Origin of the sequence: Achromobacter xylosoxidans (genome assembly GCF_002192695.1) — a bacterium.
In the GTDB taxonomy this organism is placed as follows: domain Bacteria; phylum Pseudomonadota; class Gammaproteobacteria; order Burkholderiales; family Burkholderiaceae_B; genus Achromobacter; species Achromobacter xylosoxidans_C.
The window spans coordinates 111,811-134,924 of the sequence record NZ_MTLG01000083.1; the positions used below are offsets into that span (position 1 = coordinate 111,811).

A 23,114-nucleotide genomic window follows, 5' to 3' on the forward strand; every position below is an offset into this window, starting at 1 on the left:
TTACACCCACAGACGCACTGCACTGCACTTGCCCTCAGAATCTCTCCATAAGAGGTGGTTTATGAACAAGCGTATTGTTGTCGTAGGCGGCGGCGTAGGCGGCACCATGCTCGCCAATCAGCTCGCCGGAAAGCTGTACCCCGAAATCAGCCGCGGTGAAGTCTCCATCACGCTGCTCTCGGACACGCCGGATCACTACTACAAACCGGCGTTCATGTACGTGGCCTTCAACCTCTTCTTCCAAGAGGAACTGAAACGGCCGGAACGTTCCCTGCTGCGCCCCGAGATCGAATTCCGCGTCGACAAGGTCACGCGGTTCCACTTCGACCGCCAGGAAGTCGCCACGCAGAGCGGCAAGCGCTACGGCTATGACTACCTGGTCATCGCCACCGGCTGCGTGCCGTCGCCCGAACGCATCGAAGGCCTGAAGGAAGCGGGAGACCATTTCTACCAATATGCGCCCGCCAGGCAGTTGGCGGACCGCCTGTCGCGCATCGAGCGCGGACGCGTCTTCATCAGCGTCACCTTCCCCAAGACGCCCAACGTCCCGCACCAGTGCGGCATCGCGCCGATCGAAACCACGCTGATGCTGGATGACTACCTGCGGCGGCGAGGCGTGCGCGACAAGGTGGAGATCATCTACACCTACCCGACCACCTCGCAGCTGCTGCGCAACTGCCTGTTCCTGCAACGGCCGACCTGCGAAGTGCTGCCCGCGGTCTTCGAGCAGAAAGGCATACAGTTCCAGCGCGGCTTCACCTTGTCGCGGGTCGATCCGGACCGGCGCATCGCGTACTCGGAGGAAGGCGGCGAACAGCCCTTCGACATCCTCATGGCCACGCCGCCGATACGCGCCGTGGACGTGGTGCTGGAGTCGGGCGTGTCGCAGGCCGAGAACGACGAAGGCTGGCTGCCGACCGACCACGAGACGCTGCAGGTCTACGGGCTGCAGAACGTCTATGTCATCGGCGACACCGTCGACCTGCCGGTCAGCAAGGCGGGCGGCTCCTGCCACAACCAGGCGCCGGTCATCGCCAACAACATCGCCGGCGAAATCCGCCTGGGCCACCCTTGCAGCGCCTATGACGGCCGCGTGCAGGCGGTGGCCCAGATGGGGCTGAACGCCGGCATGCCGCTCTGGTACGACTACACCCACGACGTGTTGCCCACGCCGCCCACCAAACTCGGCGGCCTGCTGCGCCACGGCTTCAACCGCGGCCTGTACTGGGCCGTCGCAAGGGGAATGCTATGAACGCGCCGCATGAAGCAAGCGCCACGCAGGCCGCCGACGCGGCCGCTCCGTTCCTGGGCGGCGGACCGGGCGCGCGCGCCCTGGCCGACAGGCTGGGCCTGCTGGCCGAAGCGGGACGGCTGGACAACATCGCCGACCTGCTGTCGCTGGCCTCCGATCTGGTGGACCTGCTGGACCAGTCCATGGTGGAAAAGCTGGCGCTGATGTCGGAGCAGGCCAGCAGCGCCGCCTGGATGACCGCCAACACCTTGCGCGACGCGCATACGCGCACGCTGCAGGAAGCCCGCCCTCCCAGCCTGGCGGGACTGATCGGCCTGCTGCGCGATGAGGATACGCGCCGCGGCATGGCCGTGGTGCTGCGGGCGCTGCAAACGCTGGGCCGGCAGATGGCGGCCCAGCGCAAGGACTACGCCGACGCAACCTGAGAGCGCATGTAAAAACCCCCGGCAGCTGGATTTCAGTCCAGCTGCCGGGGGTTGTTTTCATGCCTGGCGCGGCGCTCGCCACGCCGGACCCGTTTACTGCAGCGTGCGGGTAAAGACGAACTGTCCGTCCTGCCAATCCACCGGCACCACGTCGCGCGGACCGAATCGGCCTTCCAGGATCAGCCGGGCCACCGGGTTCTCGATCTGCTGCTGGATCGCGCGCTTCAAGGGGCGCGCGCCGAACACCGGATCGAAGCCGGAGCGGGCCAGTTCCGCCAGCGCGGGTTCGCTCACCTCGAGGCGCATCTCCTGCTTCTCCAGGCGCTCGCCCAGGCGGCGCAGCTGGATGCGGGCGATGGACTCGATGTGCTGCGCTTCCAGGCCATGGAACACGACGACTTCGTCGATGCGGTTCAGGAACTCGGGGCGCAGGGTCTGCTTGAGCTCGTCCCACACTACTTCCTTGACCACTTCGTACGGCTTGCCGGCCAGGCTCTGGATATGGTGCGAGCCCAGGTTGGACGTCATCACGATCACCGTGTTGCGGAAGTCCACCGTGCGGCCCTGGCCGTCGGTCAGGCGGCCGTCGTCCAGCACCTGCAGCAGCACGTTGAAGACGTCCGGATGCGCCTTTTCGACTTCATCCAGCAGCACCACGCTGTACGGCTTGCGGCGCACGGCCTCGGTCAGGTAGCCGCCTTCTTCGTAGCCGACGTATCCCGGCGGCGCGCCGATCAGGCGGGCCACCGAATGCTTCTCCATGAATTCGCTCATGTCGATGCGGATCATGTGCTCTTCGGAGTCGAACAGGAACTCGGCCAGCGCGCGCGTCAGCTCGGTCTTGCCCACGCCGGTGGGGCCCAGGAACAGGAACGAGCCGTAGGGGCGCGACGGATCCGCCAGGCCAGCGCGCGAACGCCGAATGGCGTCGGACACCAGGCGCACGGCCTCGTCCTGGCCCACCACGCGCTTGTGCAGGTATTCCTCCATGTGCAGCAGCTTCTCGCGTTCGCCCTGCATCATCTTGGACACCGGAATGCCGGTGGCGCGCGACACGACCTCGGCGATTTCCTCGGCGCCGACGCGGGTGCGCAACAGGCGCGGACGCCCTTCGCCGCCCTCGGCTTCCTCGGCCGCTTCCGCGGCGCCCACTTCGGCCGCCTTCAGGCGCGCTTCCAGGTCAGGCAGCTTGCCGTACTGCAGCTCGGCCAGCTTGTCGAACTGGCCCTTGCGCTGCAGTTCCGCCATTTCGGCGCGCACGCTGTCGATTTCTTCCTTGATGGCCTGCGTGCCTTGCACGGCGGCCTTCTCGGCCTTCCAGATTTCTTCGTAGTCGTTGTACTCGCGTTGCAGCTTTTCGAGCTCGTCCTCGATCACGCCCAGGCGGCGCTTGGAAGCGTCGTCGGTTTCCTTCTTGACGGCCTCGCGCTCGATCTTGAGCTGGATGATGCGGCGGTCGAGCTTGTCCATCACTTCCGGCTTGGAATCGATTTCCATGCGGATGCGCGCGCCGGCCTCGTCGATCAGGTCGATGGCCTTGTCGGGCAGGAAGCGGTCGGTGATGTAGCGGTGCGACAGTTCGGCCGCGGCCACGATGGCCGGGTCGGTGATCTCGACGCCGTGGTGGATTTCATAGCGCTCCTGCAAGCCGCGCAGGATGGCGATGGTGGATTCCACGTCGGGTTCATCGACCAGCACCTTCTGGAAGCGCCGCTCCAGCGCCGCGTCCTTCTCGATGTACTTGCGGTATTCGTCCAGCGTGGTCGCGCCGATGCAGTGCAGCTCGCCGCGCGCCAGCGCGGGCTTGAGCATGTTGCCGGCGTCCATCGCGCCTTCGGCCTTGCCCGCGCCCACCATGGTGTGGAGCTCGTCGATGAAGACGATGTTGCTGCCGTCGTCCAACGACAGTTCCTTCAGCACGGCCTTCAGGCGCTCTTCGAATTCGCCGCGGAACTTGGCGCCGGCCAGCAGCGCGGCCAGGTCCAGCGACAGCACGCGCTTGCCGCGCAGGGTTTCGGGCACTTCGTCGTTGACGATGCGCTGGGCCAGGCCTTCGACGATGGCGGTCTTGCCCACGCCGGGTTCGCCGATCAGCACGGGATTGTTCTTGGTGCGGCGCTGCAGGATCTGGATGGTGCGGCGGATTTCATCGTCGCGGCCGATCACCGGGTCGAGCTTGCCCTGGCGGGCGCGCTCGGTCAGGTCCATGGTGTACTTGGACAGGGCTTCGCGGTTGGACTCGCCTTCCGCGCCGGAGACGTTCTCGCCGCCGCGCACGGCGTCGATCGCGGCCTCCAGGGCCTTTTTCTGCAGGCCCGCGTCGCGCAGGATGCGGCCGGCCTCGCCCTTGTCGTCGGCCAGCGCCAGGAGGAACAGCTCGCTGGCGATGTAGGTGTCGCCGCGGCGCGCGGCTTCCTTGTCGGTGCGCGTCAGCACCGCCTGCAGGTCGCGGCCGACCTGGACGTTGTCGTCGCCCTGCACCTGCGGCAGGGACTTCAGGGCGCTGTCGATGGCCGATTGCACCCGGTTGACGGCCACGCCGGCGCGCGCCAGCAGGCTGCCCGCGCCGCTCTCGGAATCCGACAGCAAGGCGGAGAGCACGTGGATGGGCTCGATGTAGGGGTGATCGTTGCGGGCGGCCAGACTTTGAGCGTCGGCCAGGGCTTGCTGGAACTTGGTGGTCAGTTTGTCGAATCGCATAATGGTCGTTTGGCTTGTTGGGGAGCCTGACCGATACGTGCCGGCTGGCTCGATATCCTGAATATGCGGCCAGATGCGAGAATTTCAACACCTTGCCCGCGCCATGGTTTTTCGACGTGCAGCAACAATCTGACTTATGAGCATATACGTTTTTGTCTACGGCACGCTACGCGCGGGCGAAATCAATGATCTGGCTCAAGCCGCCGCCCGGCGCGGACTGCCGGCGGCCCGCTACGTCGGTCCGGCCAGCGTGCCGGGCCGGCTGGTGGACTTCGGCGACTGGCCCGGCCTGATCCCGGTGGACGACGGCCGGCGCGTGCGGGGCGACGTTTTCCAGGTGCAACCGGCCCTGGTGGCGCTGATGGACGAGATCGAGGAATACGAGCCCGGCAAGCCCTGCTGCTTCGTGCGGCGCGGGGTCATGGCGCGCCTGGAACCGCCCGCGGCGGCCGCGGAGCTGCCCTGCCAGTACTACCCGATAGACCCGGCCCTACGCGGCGCGGCAGCCGATATCGGCGCCGACGACTGGGTCGCGTACCGCCTTGCCCGCCCCCTGCCGGACGGCCCGTAAGACGCCCGTAGTAACAACGGACTACAATACAGCTTGTCTTAAGCTTTATACCCATTCCGGCATGCGTCCGCGCAATGGGCACTATAGAGGTCATCGTATGCAAAAACGGGTCCCCGTTGCCCCTGATGCCGCCCATTGCTCCACATGCATGCTGGGTCATGTGTGCGTGCCCGTGGGCATGGCAGCCGCGGAAGTGGAAAAGCTGGACGAACTGGTCAGGGAACGCGTGCGCCTTGAAAAAGGCAAGCCGCTCTATTCGCTGAACCACCCGCTCGACGCCGTCTACAGCGTGCGCTTCGGCAGCCTCAAGACGCAGCTGGAAGACGCGACCGGCCAGATCCAGGTCACCGGCTTTCATCTGCCCGGCGAAATCGTCGGCATGGACGGCATGCTGGACGGCAAGCACGTCTCGACCGCCGTGGCGCTGGAAGATTCCGAGGTCTGTGTCATCCGCCTGGCCGACATCGACCGGGTCGCGGCCCACCTGCCCTCGCTGCAGCAGCAGTTCCGCCGCCTGATGAGCCGCGAGATCAACCGCTCGCACCAGATGCTGGCCTCGCTGGGCTCCATGCGCTCCGAGCAGCGCCTGGCCGCGTTCCTGCTGAACCTGTCGCAGCGCTACGCGTCGCTGGGCTATTCCTCCACCGAATTCGTGCTGCGCATGAGCCGCGAGGAAATCGGCAACTATCTCGGCCTGACCTTGGAAACGGTCAGCCGGCTGTTCTCGCGCTTCGCGCGCGACGGCCTCATCAAGATCAACCAGCGCGAGGTCCGCATCCTGGACCTGCCCGCGCTCAAGCAGCTGCTGGGCCAAGAGAGCTGCTGAACGCCCGCCGCGCCATGCGCCGCGCGCTCATCCTTCCCTTGCTTCAGGCGCGGCCGGACCGCAGGCGCGGCCTGGCCGCGCTGTTCGCCCTGGCGGCGCTCGCGCCGCTGGCCGCGCGCGCCCAGACGCCCCTACCCGACCCTTACGACTACAGCGAAACCGCGCCCGCGCCCAAGCGCGCGGCGCCCTTGCGCTGGCAGTCCGTGGAACTGGGCAAGCCCGGCCACCGCTACAAGATGCCGGTCTACGCCAATCGCGACCTGGCCAAGGACGACCTGCGCAACATCAAGCAGGTCGTGGTCGTGATCCACGGCGTCAAGCGCGACGCCGACCGCTATTACGAATCCGTCGCCGCGCTGCTGGCGCACAACCCCGAGCGTGCGCGCGACACGCTGATCCTGGCGCCGCGCTTCTCGGGTTCGATCGATTCGGGCTTCGGCGGCATGGCGGCCTGGCGCAAGGCCAGCTGGGAAGACGGCGAAGACAGCGTGCAGGCCGCCGGACGCCCCGCGCCGGTGAGCTCGTTCCAGGTGCTCGACGACCTGCTGCGCAGCCTGGACGACCGCAAGCGCCTGGCTGCGCTGGCCGGCATCGTGCTGGCCGGCCATTCGGCCGGCGGACAACTGGTGCAGCGCTACGCCGTGCTGAACAACGTCGACGGCCCGCTGCGGCGCGACGGGCTGGCGCTGCGCTACGTCATCGCCAATCCCTCGTCCTACCTGTACCTGAGCAACGAGCGTCCGCGCCCCGACGGCAAGGGCTATGCGCCCTACGAGCGCGGCATCTGCCCCACCTACAACCAGTACAAGTACGGCCCGGACAAGCTGCCCGCCTACTCGCGCGAGACCGACGAGTCCAAGCTCTTCGTGCGCTACGCGGCGCGCGACGTCACCTATCTGCTGGGCGGCGCCGACAACAATCCCGAAGACCGGCTGCTGGACAAGACCTGCGGCGCGGAGGCCCAGGGCGCCACCCGGCTGGCCCGCGGCACGGGCTACGCGCAATACGAACACGTGCTGGCCGCCCGCGGCGCCCGGCCCGTGGCGCTGCACCGGCGCGCCTTCGAAGTGGCCGGCATCGGCCACAACAGCAAGGGCATGTTCGGCTCGGTCTGCGGCGCGCAGGCGCTGCTGGGCGACGAGGCCCAGGCGGCCGACGGCGCCGCGCCCTGCGAAGCCATCAAGCCGCGCGGGAAGTAAGCCGGCGCGGCCGGACCTGACAAAAAACTGAACAAGAAGCAGTATTGATACGCGTGCATTTCCGCGCGCGCAGGCGCAACATAACGCAATGCATGTTCCATGCGCGGCCCGTCCGCGATCGCGTGCCCTGCGTCCCCCGACAAACGCACCCGAAGGATGGATATGACACAAGCGTATCTCGACATCCCCGACGCGAAGCGCCGCATCAAGGCGATCTTCGTCGGCTCCATGGGCAACCTGGTGGAGTGGTATGACTTCTATGCCTATACCGCTTTCGCGCTGTACTTCGCCCCCGCCTTCTTTCCCTCGCACGACCCCGTCGTCCAGCAATTGAACGCGGCCACGCTGTTCGCGGCCGGCTTCATCGTGCGCCCGCTGGGCGGCTGGCTGTTCGGCCACCTTGCGGACCGCCATGGGCGGCGCCTGTCGCTGATGGTGTCGGTGGGGATGATGTGCGTGGGCTCGCTGATCATTGCGGTCACGCCCACCTACGCCACCATCGGCCTGGCCGCGCCGGCCCTGCTGGCGCTGGCGCGCGTGATCGAAGGCCTGAGCCTGGGCGGCGAGTACGGCGCCAGCGCCACCTACCTGACCGAAATCGCGGACCCCGAGCATCGCGGCTTCTATTCCAGCTTCCAGTACGTGACCCTGATCGGCGGCCAGCTTTGCGCCATCCTGGTGCTGCTGCTGTTGCAGAACGTATTCCTGACCCACGAACAGCTGGTGGAATGGGGCTGGCGCATCCCCTTCGTGATCGGCGCCATGCTTGCCATCGTCACCGCGCTGATGCGGCGCGACATGCCCGAGACGGACTCCTACAAGGAAGCCCAGAAGGCGCCCAAGCCGCAGACCAGTTCGCTGCGCGGCCTGCTGAAGTATCCGCGCGAAGTCGCGATCGTGGTGGGCCTGACCGCGGGCGGCACCGCGGCGTTCTATACCTTCACCACCTACATGCAGACCTTCGTGCGCCAGACCTCGGGCTTCTCCGACATCGTCACGACCTACATCATCGCGGGCTCGCTGATCTTCGCGCTAATCCTGCAGCCGGTCTATGGCGCGCTGTCCGACAAGATCGGGCGCAAGCCGCTGCTGGTGTTCTTCGGCGTGGCGGGCGCGGCGCTCACGGTGCCCATCCTGATGACGCTGTCGCACACGCGCTCGCCCTTCATGGCCTTTCTGCTGATCTGCGGCGCCTGGGTGTTCACGGCCGGCTACACCTCGATCAACGCGGTGGTGAAGGCGGAACTCTTCCCGACCAACATCCGCGCCACCGGCGTGGCCGTGCCCTACGCCGTGACGGTGTCGATCTTCGGTGGCACGGCACCGGCCATCGCCCTGTTCTTCAAACAGCAGGGGCATGAGGAGTGGTTCTACTACTACCTCGCGAGCATCATCTTCCTGTCGCTGCTGGTGTACGCCACCATGCGCGATACCAAGCACCAGTCGGCCATGCACCAGCACGCCTGATTCCTGATCGCGCCAACTTTGTTGCTTGACAGTCCCGCGGCTTCGGCTTAATACTTAACCCTATGGTTAAGTTTAAAGACGACACGCTGGACAGCATCTTTTCGGCCCTGGCCGACGGCACGCGGCGCCGGGTGCTGGCCGACCTGGAGCAAGGCGCGGCCTCGGTCAGCGAGCTGGCCCGGCCGCATGCCATGTCCCTGCCTGCTTTCATGAAGCATCTGCGCGTGCTGGAAGACGCCGGCCTGATCGCCCGCGCCAAGGACGGCCGGGTCGTGAACTGCACGCTATCGCCCGAACCCATGCGGGCGGCATCCGACTGGCTGGCCCGCTACGAGAAGTTCTGGAACGGGCAGCTGGATTCGCTGGCGCGGTACCTGTACCACGAGGAAGAGGTCCACCCATGGAAAAACGAAGCACCCGACACGAAACAGCCCCCATCGAACTCCGGCTCAAGCGGCGCTTCGACGCCCCCGTCGAACGCGTCTGGCGCGCCTGGACGGACCCGCAAGCGCTGATGCGCTGGTTCGGTCCCGCCGAAACCCGCAAGGTGCTGCGGGCGGAAACCGACGTGCGCGTGGGCGGCGCCTACCAGGTGGGATTCGCCACCGAGGACGGGCTGGAGCATCATGCCAGCGGCCACTACCGCGAAGTCGAGCCGCAGCGTCGGCTGGTCTTCACCTGGGCCTGGCGCGACACGCCCGCGGAAGTTTCGCTGATCACGCTGGAATTCACCCCTGCCGGCGGCGGCACCGAGCTCGCCTTCCTGCAGACCCCGTTCGTCGACCAGGCCACCCGCGACAGCCACCAGCATGGCTGGCTGGGCGCGCTGGAGCGGCTGGCGGCCCATCTGGCGAATCCGGCCTGAAGGCCCGCCGCTCGCCCTACCCGGGCCCACGGGCCCGTTCCAAGGAGACACACGATGCAGACCGATCACCCCGTCGTATCCCGAGCCCAATGGGACATCGCGCGCGAGGCGCTGCTGCGCCGCGAAAAAGAACTGACCCGAGCCCAGGACGCCCTGGCCCGCGAGCGCATGGCCCTGCCCTGGGTCAAAGTGGACAAGCCCTACCGCTTCCAGGGCGCGGCCGGACCCGTGGACCTGGCTGGACTGTTCCAGGGCAGGAGCCAGCTCATCGTCTACCACTTCATGTTCGGCCCGGACTGGGAGGAAGGTTGCGTGGGCTGCTCGTTCCTGGCCGACCACATGGACAGCGCGATCATGCACCTGCGCCAGCATGACGTAGCGGTGGTCGCCGTGTCGCGAGCCCCCTACGCCAAGCTGGAGGCCTTCAAGCGGCGCATGGGCTGGCAGTTCCCCTGGTACTCGTCCGAAGGCGGCGACTTCAATTTCGACCTGCTGGCCTCCGTGCCCAAGGCCGACGGCAGCATGGAGGAAAACTCCGGCGCCAGCGCCTTCTTCCGCGATCCGGACGGCGAAATCTTCCACACCTATTCAAGCTTCTCGCGCGGCGTGGAAAGGCTGGCCGGCGCCTACAACTATCTGGAGCTAGCGCCCCTGGGCCGCAACGAAAACGGCCCGCACTTCAACCTGGGCGACTGGGTACGCCACCATGACCGCTACGACGACGCCCGGGCGCACGCCTGCCACGCCTGCGGCTAGGCGCAAGCCCGGCCACGCCGTCCGCATGGCCTCCGACGCGGCCATCCTGTGGCTGGCCTGCACGGCGGCCATGGCCGCGGGGTTGTGGGCGGACACGCTGCGCACGCCGGCTGCGCTGCTGGCCAGCCTGTGCGCAGCGTCCGGCGGGCTGCTGGAACAAGCTTGGCGCCATGCGGCCCTGATGCCCGCCAGCAGCGCAGCCATGCTGATTGCCGCGCTATTGCCGCTGCCGGGCGCGCCACGCATGGCCGCGCGGCTGGCCTGCGCGCTGGTGATGGGGCTGGGCATGCTGGCGGGGGCTCAATGGGGCATGGCGGCGGCGCTGGCCGCGAGCGCCGCGCCATTCGGCGGAATGGCGGCCGGCATGGCGCTGGGAATGGGCGCCGCCATGGCCGCCGCGGCGCTGATCGCAGGCGCTAGCGCCGCGCCCCGGTAAGCGGGCGCGGCGGCGCAACGGGCGCGGCCTCGATCGGCGCGGCCAACGGCGCCTGGATTTCCAGGGCGGACTCGGCCTGCGCCACGCAGGGCAGGATCCAGCCTTCTTCCTTCTCGTCGCGCGACAGTCCCGGCCATTCGATGCGGTACGAGATCTCACCCTCCAGCAGCAGGCACATGCAGGCGCGGCAGGTGCCGTTGCGGCACGAACTGGGCAGCTTGATGCCGGCCGCCTGCGCCGCCAGCAGCACGGAGGTATCGCCCGGCGCGTCGAAGCGCAGGCCGGCGGGTTGCACCAGAACGGGAAATACGGACATGGCGCTGGCGGGCCTCAGCCCGCGTTGTCCTGCCAGTCCAGCTGCCAGGCGCCCGACAGCACGTTCTGCATCCACAGCACGCAGGTCAGCGTCTTGGCATCGGTGACTTCGCCCTTGGCGCAGGCCGCGATCAGCTCGGCGGGATCCGCGCTGATCACGTCCAGGAATTCGTCCTGGTCCAACTGGCGCGGCCCGGCGCGCAGGCCGCGGGCGAAAAAGATGTGGATGATCTCGGTGGAATAGGCGATGGCCAGGTGCAGGGCCCCCGCGTGCGCCCACTGATCGGCGGTGTAGCCGGTTTCCTCCAGCAGCTCGCGCTTGCCGCAGGCCAGCGGATCCTCGCCCGGATCCAGCTTGCCTGCGGGAAACTCGGTCATCACGCGTCCGATGGGATAGCGGAACTGGCGTTCCAGCAAGACCCGGCCATCGTCCAGCAAGGGGATCACCACCACCGCGCCCGGATGCACCACGTACTCGCGCGTGGCCGTGTTGCCGTTGGGCAGGCTGACCGTGTCGCGGCGGATCTTCAGGAAGGCGCCGTTGTATGGCGCCTCGCTGGCGACGAGCTTTTCTTCAAGGTGGGAATCGGGCTTGCGGGTCATGGCGGGTCGGATATCTCAAGGGGCGCGCGGATGACGGCCAGTCCGCGCGGGCAGCACGAGCTTACCATCGCCTCCCGCCTTCCCCGATGACGCCTACTCCGCGACGCGGATGACGAGCTTGCCGAAGTGCCGGCCCGACGCCAGGTGCTCGAACGCCGCGCGCGCTTCGGCAAATGAGTAGACGCGGTCGATGACCGGCGCGATGCGCGCCACGTCGACGAAGCGCGCCACGTCCTCGAGCATCTTGCGGCTGCCGACGAAGATGCCTTCCAGCCGCTTGACGCCCGCGATCAGGGCCAGGGGCGCGACCGGCACGGCCGCGAAACCGCTGACGCCGCCAATGACCGCAATGGTGCCTCCCATGCGCGCGGCCGCCACGGAACGCTCCAGCGTGCCTTCGCCGCCGACTTCCACCACCACGTGGGCGCCCTCGCCGCCGGTCAGGCGCAGCACTTCGTCCTGCCACTGCGGCGTTTCGCGGTAGTTGATCGTCAGGTCCGCGCCCAGTTCCCGCGCGCGAGCCAACTTGTCGGCGCTGGACGAGGTGATGATGGTACGCATGCCGGCTGCCTTGGCCAGTTGCAGGCCCCAGATGGAAACCCCGCCCGTGCCCAGGAACAAGGCCGTCTGGCCTGCCTTGGCGCGTCCGGCGACGAACAGCGCGTTCCATGCGGTGACAGCCGCGCAAGGCAGGGTCGCGGCCTGCTCGTCGCTCAGGGAAGCCGGGGTGGCGACCAGGGCATGCTCGGCAAAGATGCTTTCGGTTGACAGCAGGCCGTCGGTGGCGGCGCCCGGCGCCAGCGCCACCGTGGCGGGCGTGGGCTCGCCATCGATCCAGTCCGGCATGAAGGCGCCCATGACGCGGTCGCCGATCTTGAAGCGGGTCACATCCGAACCCACCTCGATCACCTCGCCCGCGGCGTCGGAGGCGGGTATGACCGGATCGCCCGAACCCTTCAGATATTCGCCGCGCGCCACCATCAGGTCGCGATAGTTCAGCGACACGGCCTTGATGCGCACGCGCAGCTCCAAGGGACCCAGGCTGCGCGGCTGACGCGTGACGCGTTCCAGTGAAGCGATGTCCCGGCCGCTGGTGACGGTGTATGCCTGCATGTTGTTTCTCCTGTATCGATTCAAGAAAGACCGCTACCCGTGGCGGCCAACTACCGATAAGATATATGGGAACCAATTTCCCTAGTGGCGAATATTTTTCATTTCATTGAATCCCACCAGGAATCAATAAACGCAGGGAGTCCATGATGGCTACGGCGATCACCTATGACCGGCTGAGCGGCATCGAAGTCTTTGTGCAGGCCGTGGAGGCCGGCAGCTTCGCGCTGGCCGCGGAACGCCTGAACCTCACGCGCTCGGCGGTGGGCAAGTCCATCGCGCGGCTGGAGGCGCGGCTGGGCGCCAGGCTGTTCCATCGCACCACCCGCCAGCAAAGCCTGACCGACGATGGCCAGGCCTACTACGACCGCTGCGTGCGTGCGCTGGCCGAACTGCAGACCGCCGAGGCCGAACTCGACAGCGGCCGCCGCGAGCCCCAGGGACGCTTGCGGGTCAGCGCGCCGCTGGTGTTCGGCCGCCATTGCGTCGCGCCCGTGCTGCGCGAACTGGCACAGCAGCATCCGCAGCTGCAAGTCGAGATTTCATTCAACGACCGGGTGGTCGATCTGATCGAGGAAGGCTACGACCTGGGCATCCGCGTGGGCGAGCTGCCCGACAGCGCCAGCCTGGCCGCCCGCCGGCTGGGCATGCAGACCATGGGCATCGGGGCCTCCCCGGCGTACATCCAGTCGCATGGCCGCCCAGTCACCGTGGATGAATTGCAGCGGCATGCCGCCATCGTCTACACGCGCAACGGCGTGGACAAGGCCTGGGCGCTGCACGGGCCGGACGGCCAGGTGCTGCAGCTGCGTCCGCGCGCGAGCCTGCGCGTGGACGATCTGCAAGCCATCGCGGATGCCGCCATCGCCGGCGCGGGACTCGCCTGGCTGCCCTGCTGGATGCTGACGCACTATGTGCGCACCGGCGAGCTGGACGTGCTGATGCACGGCGACCGCCTGGCCGCGCAAGAAGTGCACGCGGTCTGGCCGCAGGCGCGCTACCTGCCGTCCAAGACGCGCGCCGCCATCGACGCGCTGGCGGCGCGGGTGCCGGCGATGCTGGCCGCCTGAACGGCTCAGCCGAACTTGCGGTGGGCGTCCAACGCCAGGCCGGCGCCGATGCTGCCGAACAGGTCGCCTTCGACGCTGCGCGCGTCCGGCACCAAGGCCGACACCGATTCGCGCAGGCGCGGCACGCGGCTGGAACCTCCGGTGAAGAACACCGTGTCCACGTCCGCGGTCGACACGCCGGCATCGCGCAGCAACGCGCCTACCGTGCTTTCGACTTTTTCGATCAGGCGTCCCACGCAGGCGTCGAACGAGGGCCGCGTCACGTCCACGCCCAGTTCCGGCGCGATGCGCGACAGGTCGATGCGCGCGGCGGGCGTCTCCGACAACGCGATCTTGGCCTCTTCGACCTGCACCGCCACCCAGTGGCCGGCGCGCTGCTTGACCAGGTTCAACAGCAGGTCGATCTTCTCGCGGTCGCCGGCTTCGGCGCGGATGTAGGCGAAGTGCTCGGCGGCCTTGCGGGTATAGGCCTGGTTGATGGTGTGCCAGCACGCCAGGTTGCCGTATTGCGTGGACGGCACGTCCTTGCCGCTGCGCAGCTGGCTGCCCAGCCCCAGCATGGGCATCACGTGCGCCAGGCTGAGCTGCTTGTCGAAGTCCACCCCGCCGATGTGCACGCCGCCATAGGCCAGGATGTCCTCGCGGCGGTCGGCCTTGCCCGCGCGGCCGGGGCCCAGGCGGATCAATGAAAAGTCGGAGGTACCGCCGCCGATGTCGATGACCAGCACCAGCTCTTCGCGGTCGATCTGCGATTCGTAGTCGAATGCGGCGGCCAGCGGCTCGTACTGGAACTCGATATCGGTGAAGCCGACGCTGCGCGCGATCTCGCCCAGCGTGTCCTGGGCGGTCTGGTCGGCGGCCGGATTGTCGTCCACGAAGAACACCGGCCGGCCCAGCACGGCGCGCGTGAAGCCGCGCCCCGCCGCGGTTTCGGCGCGGCGCTTGAGTTCGGCGATGAAGCGCGTGAGCAGGACGCGGAACGGAATCGAACGGCCTTGCACTTCCGTCGAGCCATCGATCAGCGAACTGCCCAGCAGGCTCTTCATCGAGCGCATCAGGCGTCCGTCGTAGCCTGCCAGATAGTCGGAGATGGCGGCGCGGCCATAGCTGACCTCGGCGTCTTCGTCATGGAAGAAAATGGCCGAGGGCAAGGTGGTCTTGCCGTCTTCCAGGGCGAGAAGCGCGCGCTGATCGGGGCGGCTCCAGCCCACGGTGGAATTGGATGTGCCGAAGTCGACGCCGCATGCGGTGGAGATCATGGGGAATTCTGGTGCTGAAAGCAAAACGGCGCACAAGTGTAGCCGCAACCGCCAGAATCGCCATATCAGCCCGTGCGCGCCAGCGCCCTGGCCGTGAACGCCAGCGTCGCGGCCGCCACCAGCAAGCCGCTGGCGAAGCCTCCCGCGTAGCCGACCTGGGCCGCCAGCCCGGTCATGAGGGACGAGGTCAGGATCTCGCCCAGGTCGCGCGCGCTCTGCACCGCGGTCATGTCGGTGCCGGCCTGCTCGCCGCGGCTGGCAAAGCGCATGGCCAGCGTCATCAGGGCCACGGACGCGGCGCCCGCGCCGAACGCCCCCAGCGCCTGCGCGCCCAGGGCCGTGCCCGCCTGCGGCGGCATCCAGCCCTGGGCCTGCGCCATCCAGGCCAGCGCGGCCGCGCCCGAGGCGGCCAGGCCCAGTGCCAGCACCGCCCGCGCGCCAAGCCGGCCGATCAGCCAGGCGCCGCCGCCGCAGCCCAGCAGCACCGTCACCACGCCTCCTGCCATGCCGACGCGCCCCACGGCCTCGACCGCCCAGCCCGCATCCACCAGGAACAGCTTGGACAGGCCATAGCCCGCCACCGCCGTCATGGCCGACAGGAAGGCGGCCGCGGCCAGCGCCCAGGCGCCGGGGCGGCGCACGAAAGCGCCCAGCGTGGCGCGCCGCCTAGCCGCAGGCATGGCCAGCTCGGTTTCACGCCAGGCGGCCGCCAGCAACAGGCTGAACGCCACCACGGCCGCCAGCGTCAGCAGCGCGCCCGTCTGGCCGACGTAGCCGGCCAGCATCAGGCAACCCGGCCCGCCGAAGAAGAAGCCCACCATCGTGCCGCCCACCTGCACGGCATTGGCGCGCGCCAGATCCTGCCCCTGGAAGCGCTCCGCCGTCAGGCCGTCGGTGGCGATGTCCTGCGTGGCGCTGGCCAATGACGCCAGCGCCATCAGGGCGACCACCCAGGGCGCCGCCTCGGCGTCTATGCCCACCAAAGACAGCGCCAGCAGGCAGGCCAGCACCACGGCCTGCATCGGCAGGATCCAGCTGCGCCGCCGGCCCATGGCGCGGGTCCAGCGGTTGTCGACCACGGGCGCCCACAGGAACTTCAGCACCCACGGCAGGCCGACCAGCGGCAGCCAGGCCAGCGCGTGCAGGTCCGCGCCGTCGCGGCGCAGCAGCGTGGGCAAGGCCTCCATGGCCACGCCCAACGGTATGCCTTGGGAAAAATACAAGGCGCCTATCATCACGAACATGCGTGCGTCTGCAATACGGTTCACTTCAGATTTCCTTCAACGAGGGGCTGCGGGATGGCGGCGCATCCGCGCGGCGGTGTTCGCTGCCCTGCCCCGGCGTCACGAACAGGATCTTGCCGGGACAGGCGACGTGCAGCCGGTGCCACACGCCGCGCGGCACGATGGCGCTGCGCCGGGTATCCAGCAGCATGTCGGTCTGGGCGCCGTCCTCCGCCAGCAGCGTGACCACCACGCGCCCTTCCAGCACGCAGAGCATTTCATCGCCGGCCGGGTGGCGCTCCCACACATCGCCATGCACGTCGGCATCGCTGGCCACGGCCTTGATGCCGACCAGCCATTCGTCCTGCGGCGCGAGGCGGCGCAGACGGCCCACGTCGCGCATGGCGCCGTCGCGCCCCAGCGCCACGAAGTGGTCCAGCCAGTCGAACACCGGTCCGGTCTCGGGTGCACTCATCGATCTCTCCTTCTGGTTGCCGGCGGACGCGCGCGGTGGGCGTCCGCCGTGGGTCATCAGTATTCGGCGCGCAAAGTCAGCATGACGTTGCGGGGCTCGCCGTAGCGGTTGTTCCAGGCCGTGCCCGACAGGCTCTGGTAATAGCCGCGGTCGAACAGGTTGTTGACGTTGAGCGCCGCGGTCACGTGCTTGTCCACGCGATAGGCCATGCGCAGGTCCACCAGCGCATAGCCGCCCTGGCGCAGCGTGACGGGACCGGACACCGTGGAGTAGCCCGACTGCACCTGCAGCCCGCCGCCCACGCTCAGCCGCCGCTCCAGGCCGGGCAAGGCATAGTTGGTCCACAGGCGGAAGATGTGCTTGGGCGTGAAGCGCGCGAACGGCTGTCCGCCGGACTCCGAATCCGTCAGGTACTTGCTGGTGTTGAAGGTGTAGCCCGCGGCCACTGTCCAATAGGGCGTGATGCTGCCGGAGGCTTCGGCCTCGATGCCGCGGCTGCGCACCTCCCCGCCCGAGATGTAGTAGCAGTTGCGGCCCACGCATGGCCAGGCGGGGTCCTCCTGCGCGCGGTTCTTCTGCTGGATCTGGAACACGGCCAGCGATACGTTCAAGGCGCCGTCCGCCAGTTCGCCCTTGACACCGGCCTCGTAGTTGGTGCCGGTAATGGGATCCAGCGGCTTGCCGTCGCGCGTCAGTTCGCCCTGCGGCTGGAACACCTGCGCATAGCTGCCATACAGCGACCACTGGCGGTCGAGGTCCACGATCAGCCCGCCATAGGGCGTGAACTCCGGGTCGATGCGCTGACGCGCGCGGGGCGCGCTCTGGTTCCACCAGCTCATGCGTCCGCCCAGCACCAGCGTCACCGGATCGGCCAGCGAAAAGCGGCCCATGCCATAGACGCCCTGCTGCTTGAGCCGGGTTTCGCCGGGCGAGGTGTACGGCCCCACGCCAGGCTCGGGCACGCTGTGCGGATCCCAGTCGAAGACGTTGACCGGCACGTTCGGATAGGGCGTCAGGTCCGCGCTGTATTGCTCGGACGTGGTGCGCTGGGCATTGCCGCCCAGCAGCAGTTCATGGCGCCGGCCGAACAGTTGCACCGGGCCGCCGACATAGGCGTCCACGCTGGCCTGGCTGTTGTCGAACTTGTAGGCCGCGCCCATCAAGGAGGAACCCAGCCCGGTCTGGCGGTCTATCGCGCCATAGGCGCCGGCGTACTTCAGGTTGCTGTCCGCGGTCAGGTAGTTGGCGCTGATCTTGGCGCTCCAGCCTTGGCCGAAACGATGCTCCAGGTCCGCGAACACGCGCGTCGTATCCCAGTTGAACCGGTCCCAGGCCGCGTCCAGGTAGGTCGAGCGCTTCAGGCCGATATCGCCGCCGTCCTTGTAGCGCGGCACGCCGGCCATGTTGGTGGTGGAACGGATGCGCTGGGTTTGCAGGCCGGCGGACAGCACCGTGTCCGGCCCCAGGTCCACTTCGCCTATGGCGTAGAACAGCGCCGACTGCTGGTCCGCGACGTCATAGAAATAGCCGCGGTCTTCTACTGCGCCGACGATGCGGCCGCGCACGCTGCCGCTGTCGTTCAACGGACCGCCCAGGTCGGCCTCCGCACGGTAGCGGTCCCAGCTTCCGGCGCTGACGGAGCCGTTGAACGAGAACTCGCGTTGCGGCCGCTTGCGCACCAGGTTCACCGTGGCGGCGGGATTGCCCGCCCCATGCATCAGGCCGTTGGCGCCGCGCAGGATCTCCACGCGTTCGTACACCGCCATGTCCTGCGGCGATGCCGCCATGTTGCCCATCAGCACGGGCACGCCGTCCTGCTCGAACGAATCCACCTTGAAGCCGCGCGCGTAGTACGCGGTGGTCAGCAGCTGATAGGGCTGCACCGTGATGCCGGTGGCGTGTTGCATCACCTCGTCCAGGCTTTGCAGGTTCTGCTCACGCATCCGCTCCTGCCCGATCACCGTCACCGACTGCGGAATCTCGCGCAGCGTCAGCGGCAGTTTGCCGAGGGTCGCCGTGTCCTGCGCCACGCCCTCGCCGCTGACCGTCACCGCCGGCAGCGACGCGGCCTCCTGCGCCAACGCCGGCCCCGCAGCCACCGCCAGCCACAGCGGCCAATGCCGCGCACGCGCCGCGTTCCTGCGCGGCACCCCCGTTTTCACCTGTTTTCGCACTGCCTGTCCTCTTAGAATTTTATTGAGAATAATTCTCAAGTAATTCTAGGAACGACAGCGGCCGCGCGTTGGCGATTGCGGAAGTCTTGCTGGCGATTGCGGAAGTTTCGGCGCCTCAGCGGCCCGGCGCGACGCTACTGGGCAGCACGCCGTAGCGGCGCAGGAACGCCTTGGTGAAGTGCGAATCGGTATAGCCGCAGGCGTAGGCCGCCTCGGATACGGTGTAAGCGCCTTCGGCCAGCAGCACCTGGGCCTGCTCCATGCGCCGTTCACGCACGTAGGCGTAGACGCTCTGGCCGAACAGCTTGCGAAAGCCGGTGGTGAGCTTGTTGACGTTCACGCCCGCGCGCCGCGCCAGTTCGGGCAGCGACGGCGGGTCCTGCAGGTTCGCCGCAACCAGGTCGCGCGCGTGATGCAGGCGCTCCACGTCGGCGCGCGTCAGGCCGCGCACGGGCGCGCCCTGCTCCGCCGGCTGCAACGCGCCCAGGGCCAGCGCGGCCAGTTCCAGCGCCTTGGCCGAGAGGTACATGCGCTTGAGCGCGCCTTGCACCGGGCAGGCCAGCATCTGGTGGCCCAGGGCCTCCAGCTTGCGGTCCGCCCGCATATTGGCCTCGGCGTAGGCGCCGGCGGCCCGCGGCGCGCGCAGCAGGCCCGCCAATTGGGCCGGGTCCATAGCAAAGGCCTCGCGCAGATGGTCCAGGCCCGTGCGCAAGGACACGAAGCGCAAGGACTGATGGGCGCCAAACTCATGCTCCATGCCCATGGCATCCTGGCACACGCTCAGGTGCAGCGCGGGCCCGCTCACGCGGGTGGGCGCCGCGCCGCGCACGCTGTAGCGCAGGTCCCCGTCCAACACGAGCACCAGCTTCAGGCCCGGCTCCAGGCGCTCCTGCACGCGTTCGTCGCGGCCAAAGCGCAACGTGCCGCCCGCCAGCGACATGGCGGGCGTGGCGGCCGATACGGTCCAATCAGGTTCGGGATGGGCGGCGGTCAAGATGGCGGCTCCGTCGCGGCGGACAGCGCTGTTGATGAGATTGAATATTATTACCGTTTGACCAGAACGGAAAGCCGCCCATTGGGCGGCGACGCGCGCCTTATTGCTGGCGGCGCTGCTCCAGTTCCTTCAGGCACTGCGCCACGCCGGCCTGCATCTGCGCGTTCGACACGGCGGCGCGGTCCGACACTTCGCGGCAGCGCACGTACTGGGCCTGGCTTTCCGGCGTGTCGCGGATGACCGCTGGCGCCGAGCCGGATTCGGGCGTGACCGTCATGCGCAGCGTGGAAGGCGGCGACAGGCTGCCGTCCTTGGAGCGCACGCTGGGGTACTGGTATTCCTGCGTGACGGGCGCCGCATTCTGCGCCTGCGCGGCGCCGGCCGCGCACAGGGCGGCAAGCAGGAAGGCGGAAATGTGGAGTTTCTTCATGACGACCTCTCTTCAATGAACTGACATCCAGGGCGCGGACCCGCGGTCCTGGACACGCCGCCCTATCGTATCGCCGGCCGCCCGCGCGCGGCGTGCCAAGACGCTACACAATCCGCCACAGTTGTTTCCCGCGGTTTCTCCGCCCGGCCGCCCTGCGCGGGCCGCCCTACGCGGGCCGCCCTACGCGGGCCGCCCTACTTCTTCGGCGCGGACTGGCGCAGCGGCGCCAGCAAGGAAGACAAGCCGTTGTGGTCCAGCTCGTGCATCAGAGCCAGCAGGCGTCCCAATTCACCCGGCGGAAAGCCCTTGCGCGCGAACCAGGCCAGGTAGGGTCCAGGCAGGTCCGCGATGAGACGCCCCTGGTACTTGCCGAAGGGCATGGTGCGCGTGACCAGCAAGGATAGCAGTTCAGGATCCATGGCGGTCACCGGGCTGCCGCGTCGGGGAAGACGATGTCCGCCGCAGGCACGGCGGCGATCTTCACGCCAAAGCTGGAGATGGACGACAAGGTCGCGTTGTGATGCGCGCGGATCTGCGCGCCCGGCGCATGCGGCTTGTCCTGGGTGGTGTGGGCGTCGGCGGCCAGCGTGACGGGATAGCCCAGCGCGGCCGCGCGGCGCACGGTCGTGTCCACGCAGAACTCGCTGGCATAACCGCACACCACCAGTTGCGTGGCGCCGGCTCGCGCCAGCGCATCGGCCAGATCGGTGCGCAAAAAGGAATCGGGCGTGGTCTTGCGCACGCGGACGTCGCCATCCGCCGGCTGCAGCCGCGAGTCCAGCTGCCAGCCCGGCAGGCCGTGATCCATGGCGCTGCCGGGGCTCTCGTGCTGCACGTAGATGACCGGCGCGCCGGCCTCGCGGGCGCGCACGGCCAGCGCATTGATGCGGGCCAGCACGGCCTCGGCATCGGCCGGCGCGGGCGTCGTCTCGAACAGCGCGCGCTGCACGTCTATCACGATCAAAGCGAACGTCATGGTTTCCTCAAAAGGTTGGGCGTCAGTCCGGCGCGGCATTGACGCGCGCGTACATCCAGAAATCGCGGGATACGCCGCGCACCAACCGGTAGCGGCGCAACAGCCCTTCGCGCTGAAAACCGCATGCTTCCAGCACGCCGGCCGACGCCACGTTGGTGTCCAGCACGGTGGCCTGGATGCGCGCAAAGCCCAGCTCGCGCAAGGCCCATGCGGTCACGGACGCGCAGGCGCGCGTGGCGATGCCGCGCCGCCAGTACGGCGGCGCGACGTCGTAGGCGATCTCCGCGCGCCGCGCGGATACGGAAATCTCGTTCAAGCCTATGGTGCCCGCCAGGGCGCCGTCCAGCGTGACGATGGCCAGGCGCAGGCTGTGCGATGCCGATGGCTGGCCATAACCGCCGATCAGGCGCACCAGCGTATCCGGTCCGTCCAACTGCCAGCTGGTATGGCGCGTGACCGCCTCGTCACGCAGATATTCGTGCCAATCGGCGGCGTCCGCTTCCCGCAATGGGCGCAGCAGCAAGCCTTCCAGCCCCAGTTCGGGCAGGTCCTGCGGATAGTCAGTGAGGTGCGGCATCATCCTGGGGCGCGGTCGGCTGCGGCGGCAGCGCCGCGACATGGCGCAGCTTATCAGGGTTGCGCACGATGTAGATGGCGCTGATCCTGCCGTCGCGCACCTCCAGCGTGGTGGACCGGGGCAAACCGTCCAGTTCGGTCGCCAGCACGCCCGGCATGCCGTTCAATTGCGTCACCACGGCGTCCAGGAACTGGCCGCTGGGCTTCTTCGCCAGGCCTGCAAAAAAACGCGCGATCTTGTCGCTGCCCAGGATGGGCCTGAACACGGCCAGCTTCTTGCCGCCGCCATCCGCATGCAGCACGGCGTCCTGCGCCAGCAGGCTGCGCAGGGCGTCCACGTCGCCCGCGCGCGACGCCTGCCAGAAGGCATCGGCGATGCGCGCCCCTTCCTGTTCGGTCACCGCGAACCGCGGACGCGATTCGCGCACCCGGCTGCGCGCCCGCGCGGCCAACTGGCGGCAGGCGGCCTCGTTGCGGCCCAGCGTCGCCGCGATCTCCGCGAACGGCAGGTCGAACACGTCGTGCAGCAGGAAAGCGGCCCGTTCGAGCGCCGACAGGCGCTCCAAAGCCAGCATCAGCGCCACCGACAGATCGTGCGCGATCTCCCCCGCCCCCGCCGCTTCGTAGCTGCCGGCATCGGGCAGGGGCTCCGGCAACCACGGGCCCACGTATTCCTCGCGCCGCGCGCGCGCCGACTTCAGCTGGTCCAGGCACAAGCGCGTGACCGTGCGCGACAGGAAGGCGCGCGGCGTCTCGACCTGGCCGCGATCCGCATCGCGCCAGCGCAGCCAGGCATCCTGCACGATGTCCTCGGCCTCAGCCCAGGAACCCAGCATGCGGTAGGCCAGGCCCTGCAGATGCCTGCGATGCGGTTCGAAGTCGGCAACGGCATCGGGAATGGCGGACGCGCTCATAAAGCCAGGGCCTCAGTGCTTGGGATGCTGCGAGCGGAAGCCGACGGCGATGCGGTTCCAGCTGTTGATCATGTTGATGGCAACCGTCAGGTTAACCTGCTCTTCCTCGCTGAAATGCCTGGCCATTTCGGCATAGTCGGCGTCCGGTGCGCGGGTGTCGGCAAGCCTGGTCAGCGCCTCCGTCCACGCCAGCGCGGCGCGCTCGCGTTCGCTGTACAGCGACGATTCGCGCCAGGCGTCCAGCAGGTACAGGCGCATTTCCGTTTCGCCCTGCTTGCGGGCATCGGTGGAATGCATGTGCAGGCAGTAGGCGCAGCCATTGATCTGCGAAGCGCGCATCTTCACCAGTTCAAGCAGGCTGTGCTCCAGGCCGCAGCCCTCGACGAAGTCATTCAAGGCGATCATGGCCTTCATGGCCTTGGGCGAGGCGGTGTAGGCATTCAGGCGGGCGGTACTCATGGCGTGTCTCCGGCAAGGTAGGCATGCGCCGCAGGATGC

The 23,114-nt window shown here is 68.1% G+C and carries 26 protein-coding genes; 11 read left to right on the top strand and 15 right to left on the bottom strand.

Annotation, left to right across the window (positions count from 1 at the left end; genetic code table 11):
* The first annotated feature begins 61 nt into the window (after positions 1–61).
* Positions 62–1,252, top strand: a complete 1,191-nt coding sequence (locus tag BRO63_RS19790) for an NAD(P)/FAD-dependent oxidoreductase (protein ID WP_088141435.1) — start codon at positions 62–64, stop codon at positions 1,250–1,252.
* On the top strand, positions 1,249–1,677 hold the full coding sequence (locus tag BRO63_RS19795) for a DUF1641 domain-containing protein (RefSeq protein ID WP_088141436.1): 429 nt from the start codon (positions 1,249–1,251) through the stop codon (positions 1,675–1,677). Before BRO63_RS19790 ends, BRO63_RS19795 begins: the two co-directional genes overlap by 4 nt.
* Before the next feature lie 93 nt (positions 1,678–1,770).
* Here BRO63_RS19795 and clpB read toward each other — a convergent pair whose 3' ends face one another.
* A complete protein-coding gene (gene clpB / locus BRO63_RS19800) occupies positions 1,771–4,377 on the bottom strand; it encodes an ATP-dependent chaperone ClpB (RefSeq protein ID WP_088141437.1) in 2,607 nt (868 codons plus the stop codon).
* A 136-nt stretch (positions 4,378–4,513) separates the two neighbouring features.
* Here clpB and BRO63_RS19805 point away from each other — a divergent pair, with 136 nt between their 5' ends.
* From BRO63_RS19805 to BRO63_RS19840, 8 genes are all read left to right on the top strand, one after another.
* Positions 4,514–4,948 (top strand): gamma-glutamylcyclotransferase family protein, encoded by a 435-nt coding sequence (locus BRO63_RS19805; RefSeq protein WP_088141438.1) that lies wholly within the window; start codon positions 4,514–4,516, stop codon positions 4,946–4,948.
* A gap of 97 nt (positions 4,949–5,045) precedes the next feature.
* Positions 5,046–5,774: a helix-turn-helix domain-containing protein gene (locus tag BRO63_RS19810; RefSeq protein WP_013394848.1), complete on the top strand. Its 729-nt coding sequence runs from the start codon at positions 5,046–5,048 to the stop codon at positions 5,772–5,774.
* Between the two features lie 14 nt (positions 5,775–5,788).
* Positions 5,789–6,973: a hypothetical protein gene (locus BRO63_RS19815; RefSeq protein WP_088141439.1), complete on the top strand. Its 1,185-nt coding sequence runs from the start codon at positions 5,789–5,791 to the stop codon at positions 6,971–6,973.
* Positions 6,974–7,135: 162 nt separating this feature from the next.
* Positions 7,136–8,440: an MFS transporter gene (locus BRO63_RS19820; RefSeq protein WP_088141440.1), complete on the top strand. Its 1,305-nt coding sequence runs from the start codon at positions 7,136–7,138 to the stop codon at positions 8,438–8,440.
* Positions 8,441–8,502: 62 nt separating this feature from the next.
* A complete protein-coding gene (locus tag BRO63_RS19825; protein WP_088141441.1) occupies positions 8,503–8,955 on the top strand; it encodes an ArsR/SmtB family transcription factor in 453 nt (150 codons plus the stop codon).
* On the top strand, positions 8,841–9,305 hold the full coding sequence (locus BRO63_RS19830; RefSeq protein WP_143219489.1) for an SRPBCC family protein: 465 nt from the start codon (positions 8,841–8,843) through the stop codon (positions 9,303–9,305). Before BRO63_RS19825 ends, BRO63_RS19830 begins: the two co-directional genes overlap by 115 nt.
* A 54-nt stretch (positions 9,306–9,359) precedes the next feature.
* Entirely contained in the window at positions 9,360–10,061 is a 702-nt protein-coding gene (locus tag BRO63_RS19835; RefSeq protein ID WP_088141442.1) for a DUF899 domain-containing protein, read from the top strand.
* On the top strand, positions 10,012–10,497 hold the full coding sequence (locus tag BRO63_RS19840) for a hypothetical protein (protein WP_256943022.1): 486 nt from the start codon (positions 10,012–10,014) through the stop codon (positions 10,495–10,497). The genes BRO63_RS19835 and BRO63_RS19840 overlap by 50 nt, the downstream gene beginning before the upstream one ends.
* Here the strand turns inward: BRO63_RS19840 and BRO63_RS19845 are convergent.
* From BRO63_RS19845 to BRO63_RS19855, 3 genes are all read right to left on the bottom strand, one after another.
* Entirely contained in the window at positions 10,478–10,813 is a 336-nt protein-coding gene (locus BRO63_RS19845; RefSeq protein WP_088141443.1) for a 2Fe-2S iron-sulfur cluster-binding protein, read from the bottom strand. The two genes, BRO63_RS19840 and BRO63_RS19845, sit on opposite strands and share 20 nt — an antisense overlap.
* Before the next feature lie 14 nt (positions 10,814–10,827).
* Entirely contained in the window at positions 10,828–11,415 is a 588-nt protein-coding gene (locus BRO63_RS19850) for an NUDIX domain-containing protein (RefSeq protein ID WP_088141444.1), read from the bottom strand.
* 93 nt (positions 11,416–11,508) lie between these two features.
* Positions 11,509–12,528 (bottom strand): zinc-dependent alcohol dehydrogenase family protein, encoded by a 1,020-nt coding sequence (locus BRO63_RS19855; RefSeq protein WP_088141445.1) that lies wholly within the window; start codon positions 12,526–12,528, stop codon positions 11,509–11,511.
* Between the two features lie 146 nt (positions 12,529–12,674).
* Here BRO63_RS19855 and BRO63_RS19860 point away from each other — a divergent pair, with 146 nt between their 5' ends.
* On the top strand, positions 12,675–13,595 hold the full coding sequence (locus BRO63_RS19860; RefSeq protein ID WP_088141494.1) for a LysR family transcriptional regulator: 921 nt from the start codon (positions 12,675–12,677) through the stop codon (positions 13,593–13,595).
* Between the two features lie 5 nt (positions 13,596–13,600).
* On the opposite strand, the gene BRO63_RS19865 is transcribed toward BRO63_RS19860, so the two are convergent.
* The 11 genes from BRO63_RS19865 to BRO63_RS19915 form a co-directional block, all read right to left on the bottom strand.
* Entirely contained in the window at positions 13,601–14,854 is a 1,254-nt protein-coding gene (locus tag BRO63_RS19865; RefSeq protein ID WP_088141446.1) for an Hsp70 family protein, read from the bottom strand.
* Between the two features lie 65 nt (positions 14,855–14,919).
* Positions 14,920–16,098 (bottom strand): RhtX/FptX family siderophore transporter, encoded by a 1,179-nt coding sequence (locus BRO63_RS19870; protein WP_373557786.1) that lies wholly within the window; start codon positions 16,096–16,098, stop codon positions 14,920–14,922.
* A 25-nt stretch (positions 16,099–16,123) separates the two neighbouring features.
* Complete coding sequence (locus BRO63_RS19875; protein ID WP_088141448.1) at positions 16,124–16,552, bottom strand: cupin domain-containing protein; 429 nt, start codon at positions 16,550–16,552, stop codon at positions 16,124–16,126.
* A gap of 56 nt (positions 16,553–16,608) precedes the next feature.
* Positions 16,609–18,702, bottom strand: a complete 2,094-nt coding sequence (locus BRO63_RS19880) for a TonB-dependent siderophore receptor (protein ID WP_088141449.1) — start codon at positions 18,700–18,702, stop codon at positions 16,609–16,611.
* A 139-nt stretch (positions 18,703–18,841) separates the two neighbouring features.
* The gene (locus tag BRO63_RS19885) at positions 18,842–19,720 is read right to left on the bottom strand and encodes a helix-turn-helix transcriptional regulator (protein WP_256943361.1); all 879 of its coding nucleotides are present in this window, start codon (positions 19,718–19,720) and stop codon (positions 18,842–18,844) included.
* A 100-nt stretch (positions 19,721–19,820) separates the two neighbouring features.
* Positions 19,821–20,150, bottom strand: coding sequence for a hypothetical protein (locus BRO63_RS19890; protein ID WP_088141450.1), 330 nt, complete (start codon positions 20,148–20,150; stop codon positions 19,821–19,823).
* A gap of 194 nt (positions 20,151–20,344) precedes the next feature.
* The gene (locus BRO63_RS19895; protein ID WP_041655832.1) at positions 20,345–20,569 is read right to left on the bottom strand and encodes a DUF3820 family protein; all 225 of its coding nucleotides are present in this window, start codon (positions 20,567–20,569) and stop codon (positions 20,345–20,347) included.
* Positions 20,570–20,574: 5 nt separating this feature from the next.
* A complete protein-coding gene (locus BRO63_RS19900; protein WP_088141451.1) occupies positions 20,575–21,126 on the bottom strand; it encodes a cysteine hydrolase family protein in 552 nt (183 codons plus the stop codon).
* Between the two features lie 22 nt (positions 21,127–21,148).
* Positions 21,149–21,706, bottom strand: a complete 558-nt coding sequence (locus tag BRO63_RS19905; RefSeq protein WP_088141452.1) for a GNAT family N-acetyltransferase — start codon at positions 21,704–21,706, stop codon at positions 21,149–21,151.
* Positions 21,687–22,616: a sigma-70 family RNA polymerase sigma factor gene (locus BRO63_RS19910; RefSeq protein WP_088141453.1), complete on the bottom strand. Its 930-nt coding sequence runs from the start codon at positions 22,614–22,616 to the stop codon at positions 21,687–21,689. The genes BRO63_RS19905 and BRO63_RS19910 overlap by 20 nt, the downstream gene beginning before the upstream one ends.
* A 12-nt stretch (positions 22,617–22,628) precedes the next feature.
* Complete coding sequence (locus BRO63_RS19915) at positions 22,629–23,075, bottom strand: carboxymuconolactone decarboxylase family protein (RefSeq protein ID WP_088141454.1); 447 nt, start codon at positions 23,073–23,075, stop codon at positions 22,629–22,631.
* Positions 23,076–23,114: the final 39 nt, after the last annotated feature.